At 70.1% G+C, this 19,087-nt stretch carries 24 protein-coding genes; 14 read left to right on the forward strand and 10 right to left on the reverse strand.

The window, feature by feature from the left end; translation table 11 throughout:
• Positions 1-29 precede the first annotated feature (29 nt).
• The 3 genes from ACIHFD_RS24820 to ACIHFD_RS24830 all read right to left on the reverse strand — a co-directional run bounded on the left by ACIHFD_RS24820 (position 30) and on the right by ACIHFD_RS24830 (position 2,237).
• Positions 30-1,373, reverse strand: a complete 1,344-nt coding sequence (locus ACIHFD_RS24820) for a hypothetical protein (protein ID WP_397368890.1) — start codon at positions 1,371-1,373, stop codon at positions 30-32.
• A 73-nt stretch (positions 1,374-1,446) separates the two neighbouring features.
• Positions 1,447-1,842, reverse strand: a complete 396-nt coding sequence (locus ACIHFD_RS24825; RefSeq protein WP_350732342.1) for a hypothetical protein — start codon at positions 1,840-1,842, stop codon at positions 1,447-1,449.
• A 2-nt stretch (positions 1,843-1,844) separates the two neighbouring features.
• Positions 1,845-2,237 carry a hypothetical protein gene (locus tag ACIHFD_RS24830; protein ID WP_355203230.1) on the reverse strand — a complete coding sequence of 131 codons (393 nt, stop codon included), beginning with the start codon at positions 2,235-2,237 and terminating at the stop codon, positions 1,845-1,847.
• 83 nt (positions 2,238-2,320) lie between these two features.
• Here ACIHFD_RS24830 and ACIHFD_RS24835 point away from each other — a divergent pair, with 83 nt between their 5' ends.
• From ACIHFD_RS24835 to ACIHFD_RS24870, 8 genes are all read left to right on the forward strand, one after another.
• Entirely contained in the window at positions 2,321-3,121 is an 801-nt protein-coding gene (locus ACIHFD_RS24835) for an alpha/beta fold hydrolase (RefSeq protein ID WP_397368891.1), read from the forward strand.
• Between the two features lie 47 nt (positions 3,122-3,168).
• Positions 3,169-4,314, forward strand: a complete 1,146-nt coding sequence (locus tag ACIHFD_RS24840; RefSeq protein ID WP_397368892.1) for a sensor histidine kinase — start codon at positions 3,169-3,171, stop codon at positions 4,312-4,314.
• Positions 4,305-4,943: a response regulator transcription factor gene (locus tag ACIHFD_RS24845; protein WP_363977513.1), complete on the forward strand. Its 639-nt coding sequence runs from the start codon at positions 4,305-4,307 to the stop codon at positions 4,941-4,943. Before ACIHFD_RS24840 ends, ACIHFD_RS24845 begins: the two co-directional genes overlap by 10 nt.
• Positions 4,944-4,970: 27 nt before the next feature.
• Positions 4,971-5,765 carry an MBL fold metallo-hydrolase gene (locus ACIHFD_RS24850; RefSeq protein WP_397368893.1) on the forward strand — a complete coding sequence of 265 codons (795 nt, stop codon included), beginning with the start codon at positions 4,971-4,973 and terminating at the stop codon, positions 5,763-5,765.
• 35 nt (positions 5,766-5,800) lie between these two features.
• On the forward strand, positions 5,801-6,373 hold the full coding sequence (locus ACIHFD_RS24855; protein WP_350732350.1) for a PadR family transcriptional regulator: 573 nt from the start codon (positions 5,801-5,803) through the stop codon (positions 6,371-6,373).
• Between the two features lie 112 nt (positions 6,374-6,485).
• Positions 6,486-6,863, forward strand: coding sequence for an SgcJ/EcaC family oxidoreductase (locus ACIHFD_RS24860; protein WP_397368894.1), 378 nt, complete (start codon positions 6,486-6,488; stop codon positions 6,861-6,863).
• Complete coding sequence (locus ACIHFD_RS24865) at positions 6,860-7,195, forward strand: hypothetical protein (protein WP_397368896.1); 336 nt, start codon at positions 6,860-6,862, stop codon at positions 7,193-7,195. The genes ACIHFD_RS24860 and ACIHFD_RS24865 overlap by 4 nt, the downstream gene beginning before the upstream one ends.
• A 10-nt stretch (positions 7,196-7,205) precedes the next feature.
• Positions 7,206-8,162: a GNAT family N-acetyltransferase gene (locus ACIHFD_RS24870; protein ID WP_397368897.1), complete on the forward strand. Its 957-nt coding sequence runs from the start codon at positions 7,206-7,208 to the stop codon at positions 8,160-8,162.
• On the opposite strand, the gene ACIHFD_RS24875 is transcribed toward ACIHFD_RS24870, so the two are convergent.
• The 3 genes from ACIHFD_RS24875 to ACIHFD_RS24885 are packed head-to-tail and all read right to left on the reverse strand — an operon-like array spanning position 8,149 to position 10,629.
• The gene (locus tag ACIHFD_RS24875) at positions 8,149-8,532 is read right to left on the reverse strand and encodes a Rieske (2Fe-2S) protein (protein ID WP_185069693.1); all 384 of its coding nucleotides are present in this window, start codon (positions 8,530-8,532) and stop codon (positions 8,149-8,151) included. The two genes, ACIHFD_RS24870 and ACIHFD_RS24875, sit on opposite strands and share 14 nt — an antisense overlap.
• A gap of 37 nt (positions 8,533-8,569) precedes the next feature.
• A complete protein-coding gene (locus tag ACIHFD_RS24880) occupies positions 8,570-9,961 on the reverse strand; it encodes an ATP-binding protein (RefSeq protein ID WP_397368898.1) in 1,392 nt (463 codons plus the stop codon).
• On the reverse strand, positions 9,958-10,629 hold the full coding sequence (locus ACIHFD_RS24885) for a response regulator transcription factor (protein WP_350732360.1): 672 nt from the start codon (positions 10,627-10,629) through the stop codon (positions 9,958-9,960). The genes ACIHFD_RS24880 and ACIHFD_RS24885 overlap by 4 nt, the downstream gene beginning before the upstream one ends.
• Positions 10,630-10,753: 124 nt before the next feature.
• Here ACIHFD_RS24885 and ACIHFD_RS24890 point away from each other — a divergent pair, with 124 nt between their 5' ends.
• Positions 10,754-11,284 (forward strand): hypothetical protein, encoded by a 531-nt coding sequence (locus tag ACIHFD_RS24890; RefSeq protein WP_397368899.1) that lies wholly within the window; start codon positions 10,754-10,756, stop codon positions 11,282-11,284.
• Position 11,285: 1 nt separating this feature from the next.
• Here ACIHFD_RS24890 and ACIHFD_RS24895 read toward each other — a convergent pair whose 3' ends face one another.
• Both ACIHFD_RS24895 and ACIHFD_RS24900 read right to left on the reverse strand, forming a co-directional pair.
• Positions 11,286-12,362 carry a hypothetical protein gene (locus ACIHFD_RS24895; protein ID WP_397368900.1) on the reverse strand — a complete coding sequence of 359 codons (1,077 nt, stop codon included), beginning with the start codon at positions 12,360-12,362 and terminating at the stop codon, positions 11,286-11,288.
• A 106-nt stretch (positions 12,363-12,468) separates the two neighbouring features.
• Positions 12,469-12,906, reverse strand: a complete 438-nt coding sequence (locus ACIHFD_RS24900; RefSeq protein WP_397368901.1) for a YtxH domain-containing protein — start codon at positions 12,904-12,906, stop codon at positions 12,469-12,471.
• Positions 12,907-13,126: 220 nt separating this feature from the next.
• Here ACIHFD_RS24900 and ACIHFD_RS24905 point away from each other — a divergent pair, with 220 nt between their 5' ends.
• Positions 13,127-13,663: a peptidylprolyl isomerase gene (locus ACIHFD_RS24905; protein WP_364263249.1), complete on the forward strand. Its 537-nt coding sequence runs from the start codon at positions 13,127-13,129 to the stop codon at positions 13,661-13,663.
• 792 nt (positions 13,664-14,455) lie between these two features.
• Positions 14,456-15,322, forward strand: coding sequence for a rhomboid family intramembrane serine protease (locus ACIHFD_RS24910; protein ID WP_397368902.1), 867 nt, complete (start codon positions 14,456-14,458; stop codon positions 15,320-15,322).
• Positions 15,323-15,356: 34 nt separating this feature from the next.
• On the opposite strand, the gene ACIHFD_RS24915 is transcribed toward ACIHFD_RS24910, so the two are convergent.
• The gene (locus ACIHFD_RS24915; protein WP_350732371.1) at positions 15,357-15,602 is read right to left on the reverse strand and encodes a cell division protein CrgA; all 246 of its coding nucleotides are present in this window, start codon (positions 15,600-15,602) and stop codon (positions 15,357-15,359) included.
• Positions 15,603-15,745: 143 nt separating this feature from the next.
• On the opposite strand from ACIHFD_RS24915, the gene ACIHFD_RS24920 reads away from it, so the two are divergent.
• Genes ACIHFD_RS24920 through ACIHFD_RS24930 form a run of 3 tightly spaced genes read left to right on the forward strand, consistent with a single transcriptional unit; the run spans position 15,746 to position 17,077 of the window.
• Positions 15,746-16,348: a class E sortase gene (locus tag ACIHFD_RS24920; protein WP_355203187.1), complete on the forward strand. Its 603-nt coding sequence runs from the start codon at positions 15,746-15,748 to the stop codon at positions 16,346-16,348.
• Between the two features lies 1 nt (position 16,349).
• Positions 16,350-16,508, forward strand: coding sequence for a hypothetical protein (locus tag ACIHFD_RS24925; RefSeq protein WP_350732374.1), 159 nt, complete (start codon positions 16,350-16,352; stop codon positions 16,506-16,508).
• On the forward strand, positions 16,505-17,077 hold the full coding sequence (locus tag ACIHFD_RS24930; RefSeq protein ID WP_355203182.1) for a gamma-glutamyl-gamma-aminobutyrate hydrolase family protein: 573 nt from the start codon (positions 16,505-16,507) through the stop codon (positions 17,075-17,077). The genes ACIHFD_RS24925 and ACIHFD_RS24930 overlap by 4 nt, the downstream gene beginning before the upstream one ends.
• 128 nt (positions 17,078-17,205) lie before the next feature.
• On the opposite strand, the gene pknB is transcribed toward ACIHFD_RS24930, so the two are convergent.
• Positions 17,206-19,080 (reverse strand): Stk1 family PASTA domain-containing Ser/Thr kinase, encoded by a 1,875-nt coding sequence (pknB, locus tag ACIHFD_RS24935; RefSeq protein WP_397368903.1) that lies wholly within the window; start codon positions 19,078-19,080, stop codon positions 17,206-17,208.
• Between the last annotated feature and the right edge of the window lie 7 nt (positions 19,081-19,087).

Below are 19,087 nucleotides of genomic sequence, written 5' to 3' on the forward strand. Positions count from 1 at the left end.
AATAACTTCCTTACACGTGACCCTAGCACTCAGGTGGCGGTCCGGGAAAGCTCAGGGCTGGGGGTCCCCGCGCGTTCCTGCGAGGACGGCGACCGGGCGCCGAGGGCCAGTCCCAGGGCCAGGCAGACCAGCGGGATCGCCGGGATCACGTACCGCACGTCGAAGGCCGCCAGGAACGGCGGCGAGCAGACCAGCGCGAGCGCCGTGACCCCGGGCAGCAGCGCGTCCCACCGCCGCCGCACGAGCGCCGTCGCCAGCGCTCCGACCAGGGCCAGCATGAGCAGCGGGAACGGCACGTACCCGAACCGCTGGTACGCCCGCAGCCACCCCGCGAACGGCTCCACGACCCGGGTGGCGGCCGGCCCGGCCTCGTACGACTCGGCGATGCCGCGTACCGACTCGCTCAGCGGCCGCTCCGCGGAGGGGAACTTGTACGGCGTCTTCTCGTCCACGGCCGTGCGCTCCCAGCGCAGCAGCTGCGTGAGGTCGGTCGCGACCGCCGCGGCGTAATCGACGGGCTGGGCGAGGATGGCCGCCCTGGCGAACTCCCCGGCGAGCTGGTTGCGATTGGCCGTCCCCGGCACCTTGAGCAGGGGGGAGAAGCTCTCCCACAGCCAGTACGGCGGATACGGGCGCTGCTCCACCGGCATGTTCGGGCAGAGCACGGCCAGCCGCTCCGGAGGCTTGATCACCGAGCAGTCGGCGAAGCTCATGGTCCTGGACCACAGGAAGTTCCCGTCCGCCTCGGTCAGCGCGAACTTCCCCTTCTCCACCTTCGCCCAGGTGGCGTACGCGCCCAGCGGGATCGCGCCCGCTACCACCAGCGCCACGAGCGGGCGCCAGCCGTACCGCCGGATCAGCAGGTAGGCGGCCGTGAGGATCAGCAGCGGCAGGCCGACCGTCCTGGTGATCCCGGCCAGGCCGAGCAGCAGGCCGCCGACGGCCGCCGTGGTGGGGGTGACGCGCCAGACCACGAGCAGGATCGCGACCGTGACCAGCACGACGAAGACCGCGTCCGCCATGATCATGTGTTCGAGCAGCACCAGGAACTCGTCGTACAGCAGCGGGGTGACCAGCAGGGCGGCGCCCCAGCCCGGCAGGCCGCGCCGTCTCAGCAGCGCGTACACCGCCACGGCCAGCGCCAGCATCAGCAGGTGCTGCAGGACCGTCACCAGCGTGAGGCTGTGCGCGGGGCGCAGCAGCGCCAGCAGCAGTGAGTATCCGGAGGGCCTGGTGGTGCCGGGGGTCAGCTCCTCGCGCAGGAAGGCGAACGAGTCGCCGTAGAAGAGGATCGACGGAGGGTATCCGAGCACGGCGAGCACCCGCAGCGCGATCGCGGGCAGCAGGGCGATGACCAGGGCGCGATGTGCCAAGGTGGATCCGCTTCCTCGTGTGTCCGGGCCCCCACAATAGTGGGTGAACCGGGCATCAGCCTGGCCTGATAGGTCAGTTCTGCTCAGGCAGGGGATCGACGAGGATCGCCGGGTCCAGATTTCGCAGGATGCCGGGGCGGTCGGTGAGGATCGGCCACTGGGTGGCCCGCGCGCATAAGATCACGTGGCCCGCGGTGATGTCGCTCGATCCGTCGAGGATCTCGGCGATGTCGGGCACCTTTCCCGCGGTGAGGTCGTCGACCTGGACGGCGGAGCTGCTGATCAGATCGAAGAGTTCGACTTTCGTGGCGAGCGGGACGATCGAATAGACGAGGGTGAGTGCGGTCGTGGGAATGCACAGCCCGCCGCCCCGATAAAGACACAGCGCCGCGATGCTGCGCGAATGATTCGTTTTGGCGACCGCGATGTCGACGAGCGCTCCCACATCGAGAACGCGCCCAGGAAGCATGGTCAATCCTCTTGATTCCGATGCAGGCCGAGCCTGAGCATCACGTCGTCCGAAATCCGGTCCACCTTGAGGGCGTCGGCCGCTCTGTCGAGGTCGTCGCACTGCAGGTTCCAGCGTTGGATCAAGATGGTCGCGTGCGTCATGTTGCCCACTTCGCGCTCCACCGCGGCGCGAATCACATCGGAAATCATACGGCCATCGGAGCGCGCTTTTTGATGAACCGCATCAAGTGTCGCCTTGTCTAAATTTACGATGATTGATGCTGTTTCCCCGGATTGTGCCCTGGGTTCGGCGGAAAGGCGGGGAGCCGACATAGGCCAGGACGGTGCGGCGGGGGTGTCAGGGGCCTTGTCGTTGTCCGCGGAATTCCGCCGTGATGGAATGGGGATCGCCATGCGCACGACGGTAGTCCCATAACGCCGCCGCCGATAGTCACCCATCGAGATCGGGTGGTCACAAGGGCCTCCGGAGGAGTCACATGTACCGCGTCACGGCGAAAGACGGCACGTCCATCGCGTTCGACCGGCTGGGCGTCGGCCCCGCGATCGTCCTGGTCGGCGGCGCCGCGGTCGACCGCTCGGCCAACGCGCAGCTCGCGCACGAGCTGGCGGAGCGGTTCACCGTCTACAACTACGACCGGCGCGGCCGGGGCGAGAGCGAGGACACCCTCCCGTACGAGGTCGACCGCGAGATCGAGGACATCGCCGCGCTCATCGCCGAGGCGGGCGGGGCGGCGCACCTGTTCGGGATCTCGTCGGGCGGCGCGCTCGCGCTCGAAGCCGCCGCCACGGGGCTGCCGATCGCGAGACTGGCCGTGTACGAGGTGCCCTACGACGTGGCGCCGGACGGGCCGCGGCGCTCGCGGGAGTACACCGACCGGCTCCGCGCGCTGCTGGCCGCGGGCCGCCGCGGCGAGGCGTTCGCGCTGTTCATGGTGACGGCGGGCGCCACCGAGGAGATGGTGGAGCAGGCCCGCGAGTCGCCGATGTGGCCGGGTTTGGAAGCCATCGCGCCCACGCTCGCGTACGACGCCGCCTGCCTGGGCGACGGCCGACCGCCCGCCGACCGCCTGCCCGGCATCGCCTGCCCCACGCTGGTGGCCACGGGCGGGGCCGGCGCCGACTCGTTCGTGGGCGGGGGCGGCGACTTCTTCGCCCGCGCCGCCGACGCGATCGCGGAGCTCGTCCCGGGGGCCCTGCGCGAGACCATCGAGGGCCAGACGCACATGGTGGACCCGAAGGCGCTGGCCCCGGTGCTCACCCGCTTCCTCGGACAGTAGACCCAGCACTACTGCCTGGCCCGCCAACCTGCGGATACCGTCAGAAAGTGCTCAACCGGACCGCGCTGGAGGCGCTCACGCAGCGGCCGCTGCCTTTCCTGTGCTCCGCGTGGCCCTGGCGGTGCGCGGCGTACCTGCTGGCCAGCGCCGTCCCCGGCGTGGCCGTCGGGGCCGCGGCGTTCGCCACGATCCCGCTCGGCGTGGTCGCGGCCCCGGTCGTGCTGGCGCTGTGCCTGCCGCTCGTCGCCTGGTTCGAGCGGCGCAGGCTGCGGCTGGTGGATGGCGTGCCGCTGCCCGAGGTGCCCGGCGGGCGCGGGCGGGAGGCCGGGCTGGCCGTCATCACGGTGCTCGCGCTGTGGTGGATCGACCTGATCATGCTGGGGTTCACGGTGGGCGGGCCGGTGGTCCTGATGCTCTCGCCGGTCGTGCAGCCCGAGGCGGAGCCCGGCGTCGCCGCCGTGGGCTCCGTGGCGGGCGTGCTGCTGCTGCCCGTGGCCGCGTACACGATCACCGCCTGGGGCGGCGCCCGTGGGGCGATGGTACGCGCGGTGCTCGCGCCGCAGGGCTCCGAGCTGAACGAGGTGCTGCGGTCACGGGCGCGGCTGGTGGACGCGTTCGAGACGGAGCGCCGCAGGATCGAGCGGGACCTGCACGACGGCGCGCAGCAGCGGCTGGTCTCCCTGTCGATGGCGCTCGGCATGGCCCGGCTGGACCTGCCGGACGACTCGCCCGCGGGCCGGATGGTCGGGCAGGCACACGAGGAGGCCAAGCGGGCGCTCGCCGAGCTGCGCGAGCTGATCAGGGGCGTGCACTCGCAGGTGCTCACCGACCGCGGGCTGGGCGCGGCGGTCCGCGACGTGGCCGGGCGCTCGCCCGTGCCCGTGGACGTGGACGTGGAGCTGGCCGGCCGGTTGCCCGCGCCCGTGGAGGTGACCGCGTACTACGTGGTCAGCGAGGCCCTCGCGAACCTGGCCAAGCACAGCCGGGCCACCAGGGGCGCCGTCACCGGGCGGGTCGAGGGCGGCACGCTGGTCGTGGAGGTGCTCGACGACGGCGTGGGCGGGGCCGACCCGGCCAGGGGCACGGGGCTGACCGGGCTGGCCGACCGGCTGGCCGTGGTGGACGGGAGGCTGTCCCTGTCGAGCCCGATCGGCGGTCCGACCCTGATGAGAGCGGAGATACCGTGCGCGTAGTGATCGCCGAGGACGCCGTCCTGCTGCGGGAGGGCCTGGTCGGGCTGCTGGAACGCTTCGGCCACACCGTGGCCGCCGCCGTCGGCGACGCGCCCGCCCTGCTCGCCGCCGTCGCCGAGCACCGCCCCGACGCCGTGGTGACCGACGTGCGCATGCCGCCCGGCTTCGCCGACGAGGGGCTGAGGGCGGCGCTGGAGCTGCGCGAGCGGCATCCGGACCTGGCCGTCCTGGTGCTCAGCCAGTACGTCGAGCAGACCTACGCCGCCGAGCTCCTGGAGCCGGGCGCCGGCGCCGGGATCGGCTACCTGCTGAAGGACCGCATCGGCGACGTGCGCGAGTTCGTCGACGCGCTCGACCGGGTGGCCGCCGGGGGCACGGTCGTGGACCCGGAGGTGGTCCGTCAGCTGCTCAGGCGGCGCCGCGACCCGCTGGCCCGGCTCACCCCGCGCGAGCAGGAGGTGCTCGGCCTGATCGCCGAGGGGCGGACGAACGCGTCGATCGCCAAGGAACTGTTCGTCACCGAGGCGGCCGTGGCCAAGCACATCGCGAACATCTTCGCCAAGCTCGACCTCCCGCCCGCCGCGGACGGGCACAGAAGGGTGCTGGCGGTGCTCGAATACCTCAAATGACGCGGCTTAAAAGTAGGGTTCGTTGGCATGAACGAGCAATGGCAGGAGGTCGGCGACCGGGTCTACGTCCGGCGCCACAAGTCGTACGACATGAACGTGGGTCTGGTCGTGGGCGACGGGCACTGCCTGGTCCTCGACACGCGCGCCTCACACCGGGAGGCCGGTGACCTGGTCGAGGCGGTCAGGAGGATCACCGCCAGCCCGTGGACGGTCGTCAACAGCCATTCCCACTTCGACCACTACTTCGGCAACGCGATCTTCCGGCCCGCCGAGATCTGGGGCCACGTCAGGTGCGCCGAGGAGATCGAGCAGTACGGCGAGCAGCAGCGTGCCGTAATGATCAAGGGGCGGCCCGAGCAGCGTGAGGAGTTCGAGGAGATCACGATCGTGCCGCCGGACCACACGTTCACGAGCGCGGCCAGCCTCGACATCGGCGGGCGGATCGTGCATCTGCAGCATTTCGGGCTCGGGCACAGCAGCAACGACGTGGTCGTGCACGTGCCGGACGCGGGCGTGGTGTTCGCGGGCGACCTGGTGGAGGAAGGGGCGCCGCCGGCGTTCAGCGACTCGTACCCGCTCGACTGGCCGCTCACCACGGCGGCGATGCTGGACGAGCTGCCCGACCAGGTGATCGTGCCGGGGCACGGCGCGGTCGTGGACCGGGCGTTCGCGCAGGCGCAGCAGGCCGAGCTGGCCCTCGTGGCCGAGCTGGCCAGGCGGGCCCACGTGGAGGGGCTGCGTGACCTGATCAAGCTCTTCCCCTATCCGGAGGACGTGGCCAGGCAGGCGATCGAGCGGACCTTCCTGCAGCTGGATGTCTGAGTTATATTGCAAAGTGCAATATGGAGGGAGGCATCATGGCGCAACGCCACAGCTTGGTCGGCCTGACCGTGCTGGCCCTGCTCACCGTGCGCCCGAGCCACCCGTACGAGCTGCACCGGTTCATCATCGACACGCACAAGGACTACATCACCGGCCTGCCGCGCAGTCTCTACCACGCGGTGGAGCGGCTGGCCAAGGACGAGCTGATCGTCCCCTCGAAGACCGACCGCGAGGGCCGCAGGCCCGAGCGCACGGTCTACGAGATCACCGACGAGGGCCGCAAGGAGCTGGTCACCCGGCTGCGGCAGCTCCTGGAGAAACCCGATCCCGACCGGCGCGCCTTCGTCGCGGCCGTCTCGCTCATCGGCTGCCTGCCGCTCGCCGAGGCGCAGCGGGCGCTGCGCGGGCGCGCTGCCACGATCGAGGGCGTCCTCGCCGGGATGGAGGCCCACCTGCGAGCCATGGCCGACAGCGGCCTGCCCGCGATCCTCATGCTGGAGGTGGAGTGCGAGCAGGCGCTCTACACCGCCGAGCTGGGCTGGATCAGGGGGCTGCTCGACCGGCTCGACAAAGGAGAGCTCGACTGGGAGACAACGGTCGAGATGTGAGAAAGGCCGCCGGGGTGCGCCAACACCCCGGCGGCCGGAAATCCGAACAAGGCGCCTGCCCTGCCCGAACTCGCATTCACAGGATAGGCGCCGCGACACAGGGAGCAGTGCCATGTCCACAGAGATCGTTCGGCTCCTCGCGCGGATCGCGGAGACCTGGAACTCCGGGGACGCCGAGGGTTACGCCGGTCTCTTCACCGAGGACGCCGACTACATCACGTTCTTCGGTCAGCACCTGGAGGGCCGGCAGGCCATCGAGGAGGCCCACCGCGAGCTGTTCAAGCTCGGCATCAAGCTCGAAGGGGGCGGCGGCGAGCCGCTGATCAAGCCGCTCACCGACGACGTCGCGCTGGTGATCGTGGGCGGTGGCTCGTCCGTGAACGGCGCGGCCGACCCGAGCCGCCGGTCCGTCGTCACGCTGACCGCGCTCCGCACGGCCGAGGGCTGGCGCTTCGCCTCCTTCCAGAACACGCGGGTGAGCGCGCCGTGAGCAGGCGGCTCATCGTCGAGGTCACCGGAGTGATCGAGGCTCCGGTCGAGCGGGTGTGGCCGGAGATCGTACGGGCCATACCGAGGACGGAGCTGGGCGAGCACGTCCTGGCCTACCAGGGCGGCTGGTGGTACCGCGGCGAGTGGTCGGTCACCCCCGACCACGGGGGCACGCGCCTGGTCCACCGCGTCTACAACGTGGCCGGCAACCACTGGGCCGTCGCCCTGGCCAACCGGCTGTTCATCGGGTTCCGCGAACGTACGCGCCGGTCGTTCGCCGAGGGCCTGGCCGACATCGGAACCCGGTTGGGGTGCGCCACCAGGCTCGCCTAGGCTGCCGGTCATGGAATGGGGACCGCTGACCGGGGCGGACGTCCAGGCTCTGGCCGAGCTCTGGGCCGCCATGGAGGCCGAGGACAGGACCGGCGAGGTCCACGACGTCGACGACGTGGCGGAGCAGGTCTCCAGCCACCTCATCGAGCTGGACACGGGCACGCTCGCGGCCAGGGACGGCGACCGGATCGTGGCCTTCGGCTACCTCCCCGTCAGGCAGACCGCCGACGACCTGCACATGATGCGCCTGTCGGGAGGCGTGCACCCCGCCTACCGCGGGCAGGGGCTCGGCAGGCACATCATGGACTGGAGCATCCGGACGGCGCCGGGGGTGAGCGAGCGGGCTCACCCCGGCGTCCCTCTGGAGCTCCACGTCGACGTCCCCGACGGCCGGTCCGACCTCGCCGCGCTGGTGGAGGGGGCCGGACTCACGGCCGTACGGTGGTTCGCCCGCATGGAGCGGAGCCTGCCGGGCGACCTGCCCCCGGTGCGGCCGCCGGAGGGAGTCTCCATCGCCGCCTGGTCGCCCGAACTGGACGAAGGCGCCCGCCTCGTGCGCAACGAGTCGTTCCTCGACCATTGGGGCAGCGTGCGGCACACGTCCGAGAGCTGGCGCGCCATGATGACCGGCTCCAGGAACTTCCGCCCCGAGTCGTCGTTCGTGGCCCTGGCCGACGGCCGCCCGGTCGGGGTGCTGATCACGCACTTCTTCGAGGCCGCCGCCCGGCGCGGCGAGCGCCAGGCGTGGATCCAGATCATCGGCACGCTGCGGGAGTGGCGCGGCAAGGGCGTGGCGAGCACGCTGATCGGGCACGCCCTTGCCGCGTTCGGAGATCAGGGCTACGAGAGCGCCGGGCTCGGGGTGGACGCCGACAACCCCACGGGGGCCGTGAACGTGTACGCCCGCGCCGGCTTCGAGATCACCAAGCGCAGCACCACCTACGCGTTGCCGATCAAGCCAGCCTGATCTTCCCCTTCGAGACCTTGATCTTCTTGCCGGCGAGCGGCTTCTTGGCGGGGCCGTTCACCACCGCGCCCGTCGAGGCGCTGAACTTGCTGCCGTGGCACGGGCAGTTGATCGTGCCACGGCTGACGCTCGCCACCGTGCAGCCCTGGTGGGTGCACTTGGCGCTGAAGCACTTGTAGACGCCCTTCCTCGGCTGGGTGATCACGTACTTGCCCTGGACGATCTTCCCGCCCCCTACCGGGATGCTCTTGGTGGTGGCGAGGACGGGCTTGGCCGCCTCCGCTTCCGCCTCTGCCGGGCGCGGCCACAGGAACACGACTCCTGCGCCCGCGGCGCTGCCTCTGGTGATCAATGCGCGGCGTGTGAGCATTGTTGCCTCCTTCAACCACTCACACGTTTGCAGATCTTCAGTGGTTCAGGGGAAATTTGGCGATAAATCCGGAATCTGCGTACACGAGCGTGCCACCGTGCAGGTGCGCGATGTCCCGCGCGATCGGCAGCCCCAGCCCGGCGCCGCCCGCGTCCCTGGCGCGCGCCTCGTCCAGCCTGGTGAACCGGGCGAAGACCGCCTCCCGCTGCTCCGGCGGGATCCCGGGCCCGTCGTCCCGCACCTCCAGCACGGCCTGATCCTCCTCGGCGCGTACAAGCACCCGCACGGTGGAGGCGGCGTGCCGGACGGCGTTGTCGGCCAGGTTCGTCATCAGGCGGTCGAGGTGGGCCCGGGAGCCCTTCATCACCACGTCCGGCTCGATGTCCAGCTCCAGGCGCACCTCGGGCCGCCGCCTGGCGCGTACCGACTCCTCGGCGGCCACCTGGCCGAGGTCCAGCTCGGCCGCGCGCAGCGGCTCACCCGCGTCCAGCTTGGCCAGGATGAGCAGATCGGCGGCCAGGGACTGCAGGCGTTCGACGTCGGCCAGCGCCTCCCTGGTCAGCTCGCTGGGCTCGGCCAGCTCCAGGCGGGCGCGCAGGGTCGCGATGGGGCTGCGCAGCTCGTGCGCCGCGTCCGCGACGAACCGCTTGTGCGTGTCCACGGCCGTCTCCAGGCGGTCGAGGGTGCCGTTCACGGTGGTGGCCAGGGAGGCGATCTCGTCCTTCGAGCCGGGTACGGGCACGCGCTGGTGCAGGTCGCGGGCCGTGATGTCGGCGACCTTGGCCCGGATGGCGGCCACGGGGGCCAGCGCGCGGCCCACCGAGATCCACGTCATCCCGGCCACCACGAGCAGCACGGCGGGCACGCCGGGCAGCAGCGCGCCGTAGAGCGTCTGCAGCGCCTTCTCGGTGCCCTCCAGGGGGACGCGCGACCAGACCATGGCGGGGCCGCCCACGGTGGCCACCTTGACGCCGGCGACGGCGTACTTCTGCGGCGCCGCCCACTCGGTGGCCGAGGCGCTCTTGTCGTCGGTCAGCAGGACGTCGGGGTCGGCGATCGTGGCCGTCGTGCCGTCGCGCAGCTGGACGGTGCCGCTCTTCCCGACGATCGCGAGCGGCTCGGCCTTGCCCCGCTCGGTCACGTCTTTGGTGATGGCGATCGAGCTCTCGTCGAGAGTGTCCGCGGGTGCCGCGACGCCGGGCGAGAGCGGCGTGGCGCGCACGAAGTCCAGCGTCTCCGCGTACGGCGCCGCCGCCACGGCCTTCCTGGTGGCCTCGGCGTCGGCGTTGTTCTCCAGCGTGCCGCGCAGCACCGCCACCAGCGCCAGCGCGGCCAGGCCCAGAGCGAGGGCCACCACCAGGGTCGCGGCGGCGGTCGCCCGCAGCCGTACGGACGAGAGCGCGGCCGACGCCTTGCGCAGTGGGCTCATGCCGCCTCCAACCGGTAGCCCGCGCCGCGGACCGTCATGAGCGTCGTCCGCCCGAAAGGCGTGTCGATCTTGCGGCGCAGGGCGCTGATGTAGACCTCGACGATGTTCGGGTCGCCGTCGTAGGAGAAGTCCCAGGCCTGGGCCAGCAGCTCGCCCTTGGACACGACCTCGCCGGACCGGCGGGCCAGCGCGTGCAGCACCGCGAACTCCTTGGGCGTCAACCCGATCTCCACCTCGCCCCTGCGGCACTTCAGCGCCGCCGGGTCCACCACCAGGTCTCCCACGGTGATCGACACGGGCCGCTCCCGCCCGCCCCGCCGCACCAGCGCCCGTAACCTGGCCAGCAGCACCACGTACGAGAACGGCTTGGCCAGGTAGTCGTCGGCCCCGTTGTCGAGCGCCTCGGCCTCGTCGTAGATGCCGTCCTTGGCCGTGAGCATCATGATCGGCGTCCAGTCGCCCGCCTCGCGCAGCTTGGCGCAGACGGCGTAGCCGTTCATCCTGGGCAGCATCACGTCCAGGACGATCACGTCGTACGCGTTCTCGGTGGCCATCCACAGGCCGTCACGCCCGTCATGGGCCACGTCCACGGCGAAGCCCTCGCCCGCCAGGCCGCCCTTCACCAGGTCGGCCAGCCGCTCCTCGTCCTCCACCAGTAGCACTCGCACACCGACCAGGGTGCCTCAGGCCACCTAAAGCCAACCTGAAGATCATTTAGGGCCTCTTCAGGATCACTTCAGGTACACCGGGCCAGTCTCGGAGGCGTTCGACCGATCTCAGTGAGGAGAACCCATGTTCAAGCGTCGTCTCGCGCTGCTCGGCGCGGTCGCCGTACTCGCCATCACCGGCCTGACCGGCTCCGCCATGGCCGACGAGACCCCGGGCACCGCCGGGGCGAAGGTGACCTGCAAGACGGCCGACGGCAAAACCGTCGAGGTGGCCGAATTCTCGCGAGCTGTCCCGGCCGACAAGATCGTCGGGCCTGACGGCAAGGTGCGCGAGTTCAAGCCCAGGGACACGGTGAAGGTCGACGCCCTTCCCGACGGCGAGGCGCCGCCGCTGGATGGGGCCCGGGCCGGGACCGTCACGCAGGAGGGCGAGGGGCTGGCGGTGACGAAGGCCGTGCCCGTCCCGGAGGACGGCGAGATGCTGGAGGTGACCAAGACCGTACCCCTCCCGGAGGACGGCAAGCTGCCCGAGGGCGTGCAGGCCATGCCCGCCCAGCCCGCTCAGCCGGCTCAGCCGGCGAAGCCCGGCGAGAAGCTGGACGCGCCGTCGGTCGCCATCAAGGCAGTGAAGATCATCTGCGAGAAGACCGACTAGGTCATTCCGGGAAGGACGGGTGCGGTCCGAGCGCCCAGTACTCGTAGAGGCCGTGGCCGACGAGCCCGTCGTACTCGAAGCGCCCGACGGCGTCCACCATGCCCCACATTCTGGCGGCGTCGTCGGGCAGCCGGTACGTCACGCCCTGCACGACCGGCCCCTCACCCTGGTACATGCCGTGCTTCCAGTCCGGCTCCAGGCCGTACCCGGTGCCGACCATGAGGTGCACCGGCAGGATCGGGGTGCAGCGCACGTCGAACGGCTTGCCGCCGGGAGGCGAGAAGGTGATCGTGGCCTCCACGACGTCGCGGGTGCCGGGGGCGTAGACCGGGCGGTAGTCCGGTCTGCCGAGGTATTCCTCCTCGCGGCCGTCGGGCCAGACGCGTACGGCCTCCTCCAGCATCCGGCGGCCGCGCTCGTCCTCCTGGATGATGCAGAGAATGGCGTGGTCGTCGAACTGCATGGGCGTGTAGAGCCAGTAGAACGTGCCCGCGTTCTTGGTCTGGATGCCGGGCGGCTCGGGCTCGCCGACCGGTCTGATGCCCCAGGAGCGGTCCCTGGTGCCCTGCCAGCGGTCGGGCGTGACCGGTATGTCCTCCTCGCCGATCCTGATATTTCCGGACCAGCGCCCCGTCTGTGCCAGGCGTACCGAGTCGAACATGACCCGCTCCTGCCACCGCAGGAAGTGCCGCGGCTCCAGCGTCGCCGGGATCGTGCCCTCCCAGAGCAGGTCGAAGGACAGGCCATGCTCGTTCGGCTCCAGGACCACCCTGAGCCGCTTGAGCCCTTCGAGCACCTCGACGCGGAACGGGCCGATCTCGGTGTTCATCCGGTCGGTTCCCAGCTCGCGGGAGGCCCGTACGACGCGGTGCAGGTCTCCGTGGCGTACGCAGGCGAAGGCGTCGGTGACGCCCAGGTTGGGATACTGGCCGAGGCCGACGATCAGCATGAGCTCGTCGGTGCCGGGGTGGCAGTTGAAGTAGTAGCGGTCGTAGAAGTTGCGGTCGGAGGTGGCGACGTGCCGCATGACCTGCGCGGCCTGGTGGACGGGGTAGTCGTCTAAGGGAGACAGCGCCATGCCGGGTTTGTAGCAAGCGCTTGGTGGTTAGTCAACGGGGGTCCGGAAACGGGAAGCGCGCCCTCGGGATCAACCGAGGACGCGCTCCCCTTCCGGCAGCACCGGATCAGGACATCTTGCGAGATGCCTCATCTGCCTTGTCGGACACACGGCCCGCCATCCGGTCCGCAGGCTCGGCGGTCCTGTCGGCCTTCTCACTGGCCCAACGTGACGCATCGGAGGCGGAGTCCTTCATGTGCTCGGTCCACTGCTGGGCGTTGCGGCGATAGAACATGTAACCGATCGCCCCCACCGCGAGGCCGGTCAGCAGAACGAGCGTCGGCCATCGCCGCGACCGCGTGGGCGTGGGGTCGATCTTCCTGGCCGCCGTGATCAGCATGGAGCTGACCCTGGGAGCGACCTGATCCTCGAACCCGTGCGCCGCGGAGTGAATCCGTGGCGCCGCCCAGTAGCGGGCGTCCTCGAGGCGCTGGGCGGCGGCCATCTTGGCCTGGTCCGCCACGGGCGCCATCAGGTGGCCGGTTCGCACGGCCCGGGCCTTCATTCGGCCCGTCCACGTGGCGGGTACCTCTATGACCACGCGGCGTCTTTTCATTGTCAGGGACACGACAACCTCCCCTGTCGTTGGGGCCCCGAGCCTGACCTTCCCTGGACAAGGCGGCTCAATCATGGCGAGCCGTGGGAGGATGGCTCTGGAGGCCTTACGGCCATAGTCCTCAAAACATCACAGAACTAACCCTGTACATAGAGGGGGCGGCTGTCTCGTGGCTGAGAAGCTGATCGCAAACCTGCAGACCAATCGTGGAAAAATCAAGGTGGAGCTCTTCCCCAACAGAGCCCCGAAAACGGTGCGCAACTTCGTCGAGCTCGCAGAAGGCTCGCGAGAGTGGACGCACCCGGGCACCGGGGAGAAGAGCACCGCACGCTACTACGACGGGACGATCTTCCACCGGGTGATCTCCGGATTCATGATCCAGGGCGGCGACCCGCTCGGCCAGGGCACCGGCGGCCCGGGCTACGAGTTCGACGACGAGATCCACCCGGAGCTGTACTTCAACCGCCCGTACCTGCTGGCCATGGCCAACGCGGGCGTCCGCTTCGGCAAGGGGACGAACGGATCCCAGTTCTTCATCACGGTCGTGCCGACGCCGCACCTGAACGGCAGGCACACGATCTTCGGTGAGGTGATCGAGGGCCAGGACGTCGTGGACGCCATCGCCAAGACCCAGACCGACCGCCGGGACCGCCCGGCGGAGGACGTCGTCATCGAGTCCGTCACCATCGACCGCGTCCCCGCCTGACCCACCACCCACCCCCGCCCCACCCACAAGGCCGTGGGGCGGCCCCACCCATGCCCCCACCGGCCGGCCCTCAGGCCGGCCCGGGGCTACGTCCCGCCGGACGCTTATCCGTCCGGCCCGGGGCCCATCCCACCGGGCGCTTATCGGGTCGGCTAGGGGCTACATCCCCATCGGGCGCTCATTGGTCCGGCTTGGGGTCGTATCCCCCTTCGGACGTTTCTCGGGCGCCTCGGGGCCGTGTCCCCCATCGGGCGCTTATCGGGCGGCTCGGGGTCGCGCCTGCGGCGGCGTTCTCGGGACGGGACGGCCCGGTCGCGCTCGGCCCGGCCGTCCTCCCTCCCGGTCGTCCCCCGTAGGAGGCACTCCGCCCGCCCTGCCCGCCCAGGAGCGGCGGACATCGGCACCCCAGCCCAAGCGGGCACCACACGCTCACACGGCCGACGTGGCGCCATGAACGAGCCAGCGCACTGGCCGCCGCACGATGGCGCCGGGCTCCAACGCACCCCACCTCGCCGACGCGGCGCAGTGAAGGCGGGTGTGGCGTCTCGATGGTGCGGCGGTGTGGTCGTCGCCGTGCGGTGACGCTGGGCCTTAGGGCCGCCGCGTTCCGTCGCCTAGCCGCCGTCGACCGTCCGCCGTCGACCAGCCGCTGTCCGCCATCCGCTGTCCGCCGCCCGTGAGCCGCCGTCCGTCAGTCGCGGGCCGCGTTCCGCTGGTCGGTGGCGGGGTTCGGGGTGAGGGGCGAGGGGTGGGGACACGCGGGTAGGGCGTGTAAGCCATAGGCTTTCGGTCATGACCAGCCAGCCGCCCAGCCCGCCCCCGCAGCCCGAGCAGCCCGCTGAGGCGGTGCCCACGTGCTACCGGCACCCTGAGAAGGAGACCTGGGTCCGGTGTCAGCGGTGCGAGCGCCCCATCTGCCCCGACTGCATGCGCGACGCCGCCGTGGGCTTCCAGTGCCCTGAGTGCGTGGCCGAGGGCAACAAGGGCATCCGCCAGGCGAAGTCCACCTTCGGCGGCAGCGTCGTACGCACGCCGATCGTGACGTACACCATCCTGGTCCTCAACGTCCTGGTCTTCGGCGCCCAATACCTCACCGGCGAGCGCGTCACCGCGGAGCTGGAGATGTTCCCGGCGCGGGTGGCCGTGCTCGGCGAGTTCTACCGGCTGATCACCGTCGCGTTCGTGCATGGCAGCATCTTCCACATCCTGTTCAACTGCTGGGCGCTCTACGTCGTCGGCCCCTACCTCGAGCGCGCCTTCGGTCACGTCCGCTACCTCGCGATCTACGTCATCAGCGCGATCGGCGGCTCGGTGCTGAGCCTCTGGATGGATGCCCTCAACCAGCCGACGGTCGGCGCGTCAGGGGCCATCTTCGGCCTGTTCGGCGCCGTGTTCGTGGTCGGGCGCAAGCTCAACATGGACGTACGCGGCATCGCCGCGCTCATCGCGATCAACCTCGCGATCACCTTCATCGTGCCCGGCATCAGCTGGACGGGCCACATCGGCGGCCTGATCACGGGATCGGTGCTGGCGGGCGCGCTGGCCTACGCTCCCAAGAACAGCAAGCCCCTGTGGCAGGTGCTGGCGATCGTGGGAGCGCTGGCCGTGCTCGCAGTGCTCGTGATGGTCAGGGTGTCGGCCATCATGAGCGCGGTGTGACTTCCCCAGGCTGTGGAAAAGGCTGTGGAAAGAACTAACGCCAGCGGGTGGAAAGCACCACCCCGAAGATGATGAAAACAAACCCGATCAGCAGGTTCCAGTTCTGGAGGTCGCTGAGGAAGGGCGCCCGTGGTGCGACGTAGTAGATCGCGATCCACAGGATGCCGATGATCCACGCCGCGACCATCGTGGGTGCCAGCCAGCGGGGGCTGACCTTGACCTGCTGCGATCTCTGCGGCGGCGTGTAGACCGCCTTCTTGCGAGCCTTGGGCTTGGGCACTGGTAACTCCTGCTGAGGGCCTGGGCTTCCGGATCGTCCACAGGCTCTTCGGTAAGCCTAATTGAAGTGTGGTCCAGGATAGCCGCCACGCGCGGGACATGGCGATCCCCGGTTGCGGCTTCTGACCCGAATACGCTGATCGCATGCGGGCCACGCTGCGGGCCGTGGGAGAGACGAGCATCACCGCGGGCCTGATCATGATGCTGTTCTGCGCGTACCTGCTCTGGGGCACCGGCGCGTACACCCAGAGCCAGCAGCGGCTGCTCCAGCGCCAGTTGGCGACGCGGAAGGCGGTCAAGCCCGAGCCGGGCAGGCCCATGGCGCTGCTGCGCATCCCCAAGCTGGGCCGCGACTACGAGTACGCCGTGGTCGAGGGTGTGGACACCGAGCACCTGAAGAAGGGCCCGGGACACTACCCGGACAGCGCCCTGCCGGGCCAGGTCGGCAACTTCGTGGTGTCGGGGCACCGCACCACGTACGCGGCCCCGTTCAACGAGATCGACGAGCTCGAACGCGACGACGAGATCGTCGTGGAGGCCGGCGGCACCACGTACACGTATCGGGTGACCTCTCAGGACATCGTGAAACCCGATGAGGTCGACGTGTTCGCCCCCGTGCCCGGCAAGCCCGACATCCGCCCTATCCGGGCCTTCATCACGCTGTCCACCTGCCACCCCGAATACTCGGCCGCCGAGCGCCTGATCGTCTACGGGGTGCTCAAGGACGCGACCGAGGACGAGGAGTGACATGTACGCCTGGCTCTGGCGCAAGCTGCCCGGCACCGCGCGGACCAAGCTGCTGACGGCCGCCGTGATGGTCGCCGCCGTGGGGGTCGTACTCTGGTATGTCGTGTTTCCGCTACTCGAGCCCATGGTGACACTCGACGAGGTGAGCGTGAGGAAATGAGCCGCGTGCTGGTCGTGGACAACCACGACAGCTTCGTCCACACCATCGTGCAGTACCTTCGCGGGCTGGGCGCCGACTGCGACGTACGGCCGCGCGACGACGTACGCGTGAGCGACGCCGACGGCTTCGACGGCGTCCTGATCAGCCCGGGCCCGGGCACCCCCGAGGCGGCCGGAGTGAGCGTGCCCCTGGTTCACCACGCGGCCGAGAGCCGCCGGCCGCTGCTCGGCGTCTGCCTCGGCCACCAGGCCATCGCCGTCGCCTACGGCGCCACCGTGTCCCGCGCGCCCGAGCTCGTCCACGGCATGACCAGCCCCGTCACCCACGACGGCAAGGGCGTGTTCGAGACGCTGCCCTCGCCCGTGCGGATGACCCGCTACCATTCGCTCGCCGTGCTGCCCGAGACCGTCCCCGACGTGCTCGACGTGACCGCCCGCACCGGTGACGGCGTCATCATGGGCCTGCGCCACCGTGAGGCGCCCATCGAGGGCATCCAGTTCCACCCCGAGTCCGTGCTGTCGGAGCACGGCCACCGGCTGCTCCAGAATTGGCTGCGAGGAATCTTGTAACAAATGTCCCCCGGCGAGCGACTACCAAGTGAACGTCCCCGCCGTTGCCCCCGAGCGGCGGGGGCGTTCTTGTGTCAGCGACGACATGAAGAAGGGCCGCCCGTTCCCGGGCGGCCCTTCTTCATGTCTCAGTTGCCGTTGCCTCCGAGGCCGTCGTCACCGATCGGGTTGTCGTCGGTCGGCTCGTCGCCGTCGGACGGGAAGTCCGTCTGGTCGTCCGTGGGCGTGTCCGTCGGCGCTTCCGTGGTGGGCTGCGGGTTGTTCGTGTCCAGGCCGGGACCTGTGGACACCACGATCGTGATGGTCGTGCCCGGTGCCTGCTTGGCGCCCTCACCCGGGTTCTGCTGGATGACCGTGCCCTCGGGCTGCTCGTTCGGCTGCGGGACGACCCTGGACTTGAAGCCGGCGGCCTTGATCTGGGCCTTGGCGTCCGCCTCCGTGAGTCCGATCACGCTGGGCACCTCACCGAGCTCCTTGGGCACGTAGAGGGTGACCGCGCCGCCCTTCTCGATCGCCTCGCCGGCCTTGGGACTGGTGTCGATGACCGTGCCCTGCGACTTGCTGGAGATCTTGGTCTTGACCGTGCCGCGCAGGCCCGCGTCCTCCAGCGTCTTCATGGCGTCTTCCTGCGATTGGCCGATGAGGCCGTCGGGCACCTTGACCTTCTCCGGGCCCTTCGAGATGACCAGCTTGACCGGGGAGCCCTTGTCGACCTTGGAGTTCTCGGGAGGGTCGGTCTTGATGACGCTGCCCTTGTCGACGTCGTCGCTGGACTCCTGCACCACCTGGACGGTGAGCCCGAGGTTCTTGAGCTGCTCTTCCGCGTACGCGCGCTCCTGGCTGGCCAGCGACGGGATCGTGACCTGCGTGGCGGCCGGAGTGCCCTTCGACCCGAACACCGAGTAGCCGACCCCGATGAACGCACCGATGATCGCCAGCGGGACGATGATCCACAGCGCGGTCTTGACGGCGTTGTTCCCGCCGCCGCTCGCCCTGCGCCGCCCGCCACGGCCGCCGCCGCCACTGCCACCCTCGTCGTACTCGTAGGGTGGGACCGCGGTGGTGCGCTGCGTGGCCGGGCCCTGTCCCGCCTGGGTCGCGGTCATCATCCGCGTGCCCTGGTTGAAGTTGCCGTTCATGGCCATCGTCTGGGCGTCGGTCGGCATCCCGGACATCGCCCGCTGGATGTCGGCCCGCATCTCGCCCGCGCTCTGGTAGCGGTGGGCAGGGTCCTTGGCCATGGCCTTGAGCACGATCGCGTCGGCCCACGGGGGGATGTCGCGGTCGATCTGCGACGGCGGGATCGGGTCCTCGCGCACGTGCTGGTAGGCGATCGCGACGGGAGAGTCGCCGGTGAACGGTGGCTGCCCGGTCAGCAGCTCGTAGAGCAGGCAACCGGTGGAGTAGATGTCGCTGCGCGCGTCGACCCGCTCGCCCCGCGCCTGCTCGGGAGACAGGTACTGGGCGGTGCCGATCACCTGCGCCGTCTGCGTCATCGTGGCCGCGGAGTCGGCCATCGCGCGCGCGATGCCGAAGTCCATCACCTTGACGTCGCCGGCGCGCGTGATCATCACGTTGGCCGGCTTGATGTCGCGGTGCACGATGCCGCCGCGGTGGCTGTAGTCGAGGGCTCGCAGGATGCCGTCGACCAGCTCGACCGCGCGCTCCGGCAGCAACCGCCGGTCCTGGCGCAGCAGGTCGCGCAGCGTCCGGCCGTCGACGTACTCCATCACGATGTACGGCACGGGGGTGCCTTCGGTACCGTCTTCGCCGGTGTCGTAGACCGCGACGACGGCCGGGTGGTTCAGAGAGGCGGCCGATTGTGCCTCGCGGCGGAAGCGGGCCTGGAAGGTGTGATCGCGCGCCAGGTCGGACCGGAGGGTTTTGATCGCGACTATGCGGTCCAGCCGGATGTCTCGGGCACGATACACCTCGGCCATGCCGCCGCGCCCGACGACACCGTCGAGCTCGTAGCGACCTCCGAGTAGCCGAGGCTGAGTCATTTCCTGC

Source organism: Nonomuraea sp. NPDC051941 (genome assembly GCF_044593615.1).

Bases quoted from the DNA above. Each gene is read 5' to 3' on its own strand.
- ACIHFD_RS24825 (WP_350732342.1), bottom strand. From the start codon at position 1,842: ATGCTTCCTGGGCGCGTTCTCGATGTGGGAGCGCTCGTCGACATCGCG.
- ACIHFD_RS24830 (WP_355203230.1), bottom strand. From the start codon at position 2,237: ATGGCGATCCCCATTCCATCACGGCGGAATTCCGCGGACAACGACAAG.
- ACIHFD_RS24835 (WP_397368891.1), top strand. From the start codon at position 2,321: ATGTACCGCGTCACGGCGAAAGACGGCACGTCCATCGCGTTCGACCGG.
- ACIHFD_RS24850 (WP_397368893.1), top strand. From the start codon at position 4,971: ATGAACGAGCAATGGCAGGAGGTCGGCGACCGGGTCTACGTCCGGCGC.
- ACIHFD_RS24855 (WP_350732350.1), top strand. From the start codon at position 5,801: ATGGCGCAACGCCACAGCTTGGTCGGCCTGACCGTGCTGGCCCTGCTC.
- ACIHFD_RS24860 (WP_397368894.1), top strand. From the start codon at position 6,486: ATGTCCACAGAGATCGTTCGGCTCCTCGCGCGGATCGCGGAGACCTGG.
- ACIHFD_RS24870 (WP_397368897.1), top strand. From the start codon at position 7,206: ATGGAATGGGGACCGCTGACCGGGGCGGACGTCCAGGCTCTGGCCGAG.
- ACIHFD_RS24875 (WP_185069693.1), bottom strand. From the start codon at position 8,532: ATGCTCACACGCCGCGCATTGATCACCAGAGGCAGCGCCGCGGGCGCA.
- ACIHFD_RS24880 (WP_397368898.1), bottom strand. From the start codon at position 9,961: ATGAGCCCACTGCGCAAGGCGTCGGCCGCGCTCTCGTCCGTACGGCTG.
- ACIHFD_RS24890 (WP_397368899.1), top strand. From the start codon at position 10,754: ATGTTCAAGCGTCGTCTCGCGCTGCTCGGCGCGGTCGCCGTACTCGCC.
- ACIHFD_RS24895 (WP_397368900.1), bottom strand. From the start codon at position 12,362: ATGGCGCTGTCTCCCTTAGACGACTACCCCGTCCACCAGGCCGCGCAG.
- ACIHFD_RS24900 (WP_397368901.1), bottom strand. From the start codon at position 12,906: ATGAAGGCCCGGGCCGTGCGAACCGGCCACCTGATGGCGCCCGTGGCG.
- ACIHFD_RS24910 (WP_397368902.1), top strand. From the start codon at position 14,456: ATGACCAGCCAGCCGCCCAGCCCGCCCCCGCAGCCCGAGCAGCCCGCT.
- ACIHFD_RS24920 (WP_355203187.1), top strand. From the start codon at position 15,746: ATGCGGGCCACGCTGCGGGCCGTGGGAGAGACGAGCATCACCGCGGGC.
- ACIHFD_RS24925 (WP_350732374.1), top strand. From the start codon at position 16,350: ATGTACGCCTGGCTCTGGCGCAAGCTGCCCGGCACCGCGCGGACCAAG.
- ACIHFD_RS24930 (WP_355203182.1), top strand. From the start codon at position 16,505: ATGAGCCGCGTGCTGGTCGTGGACAACCACGACAGCTTCGTCCACACC.
- pknB (WP_397368903.1), bottom strand. From the start codon at position 19,080: ATGACTCAGCCTCGGCTACTCGGAGGTCGCTACGAGCTCGACGGTGTC.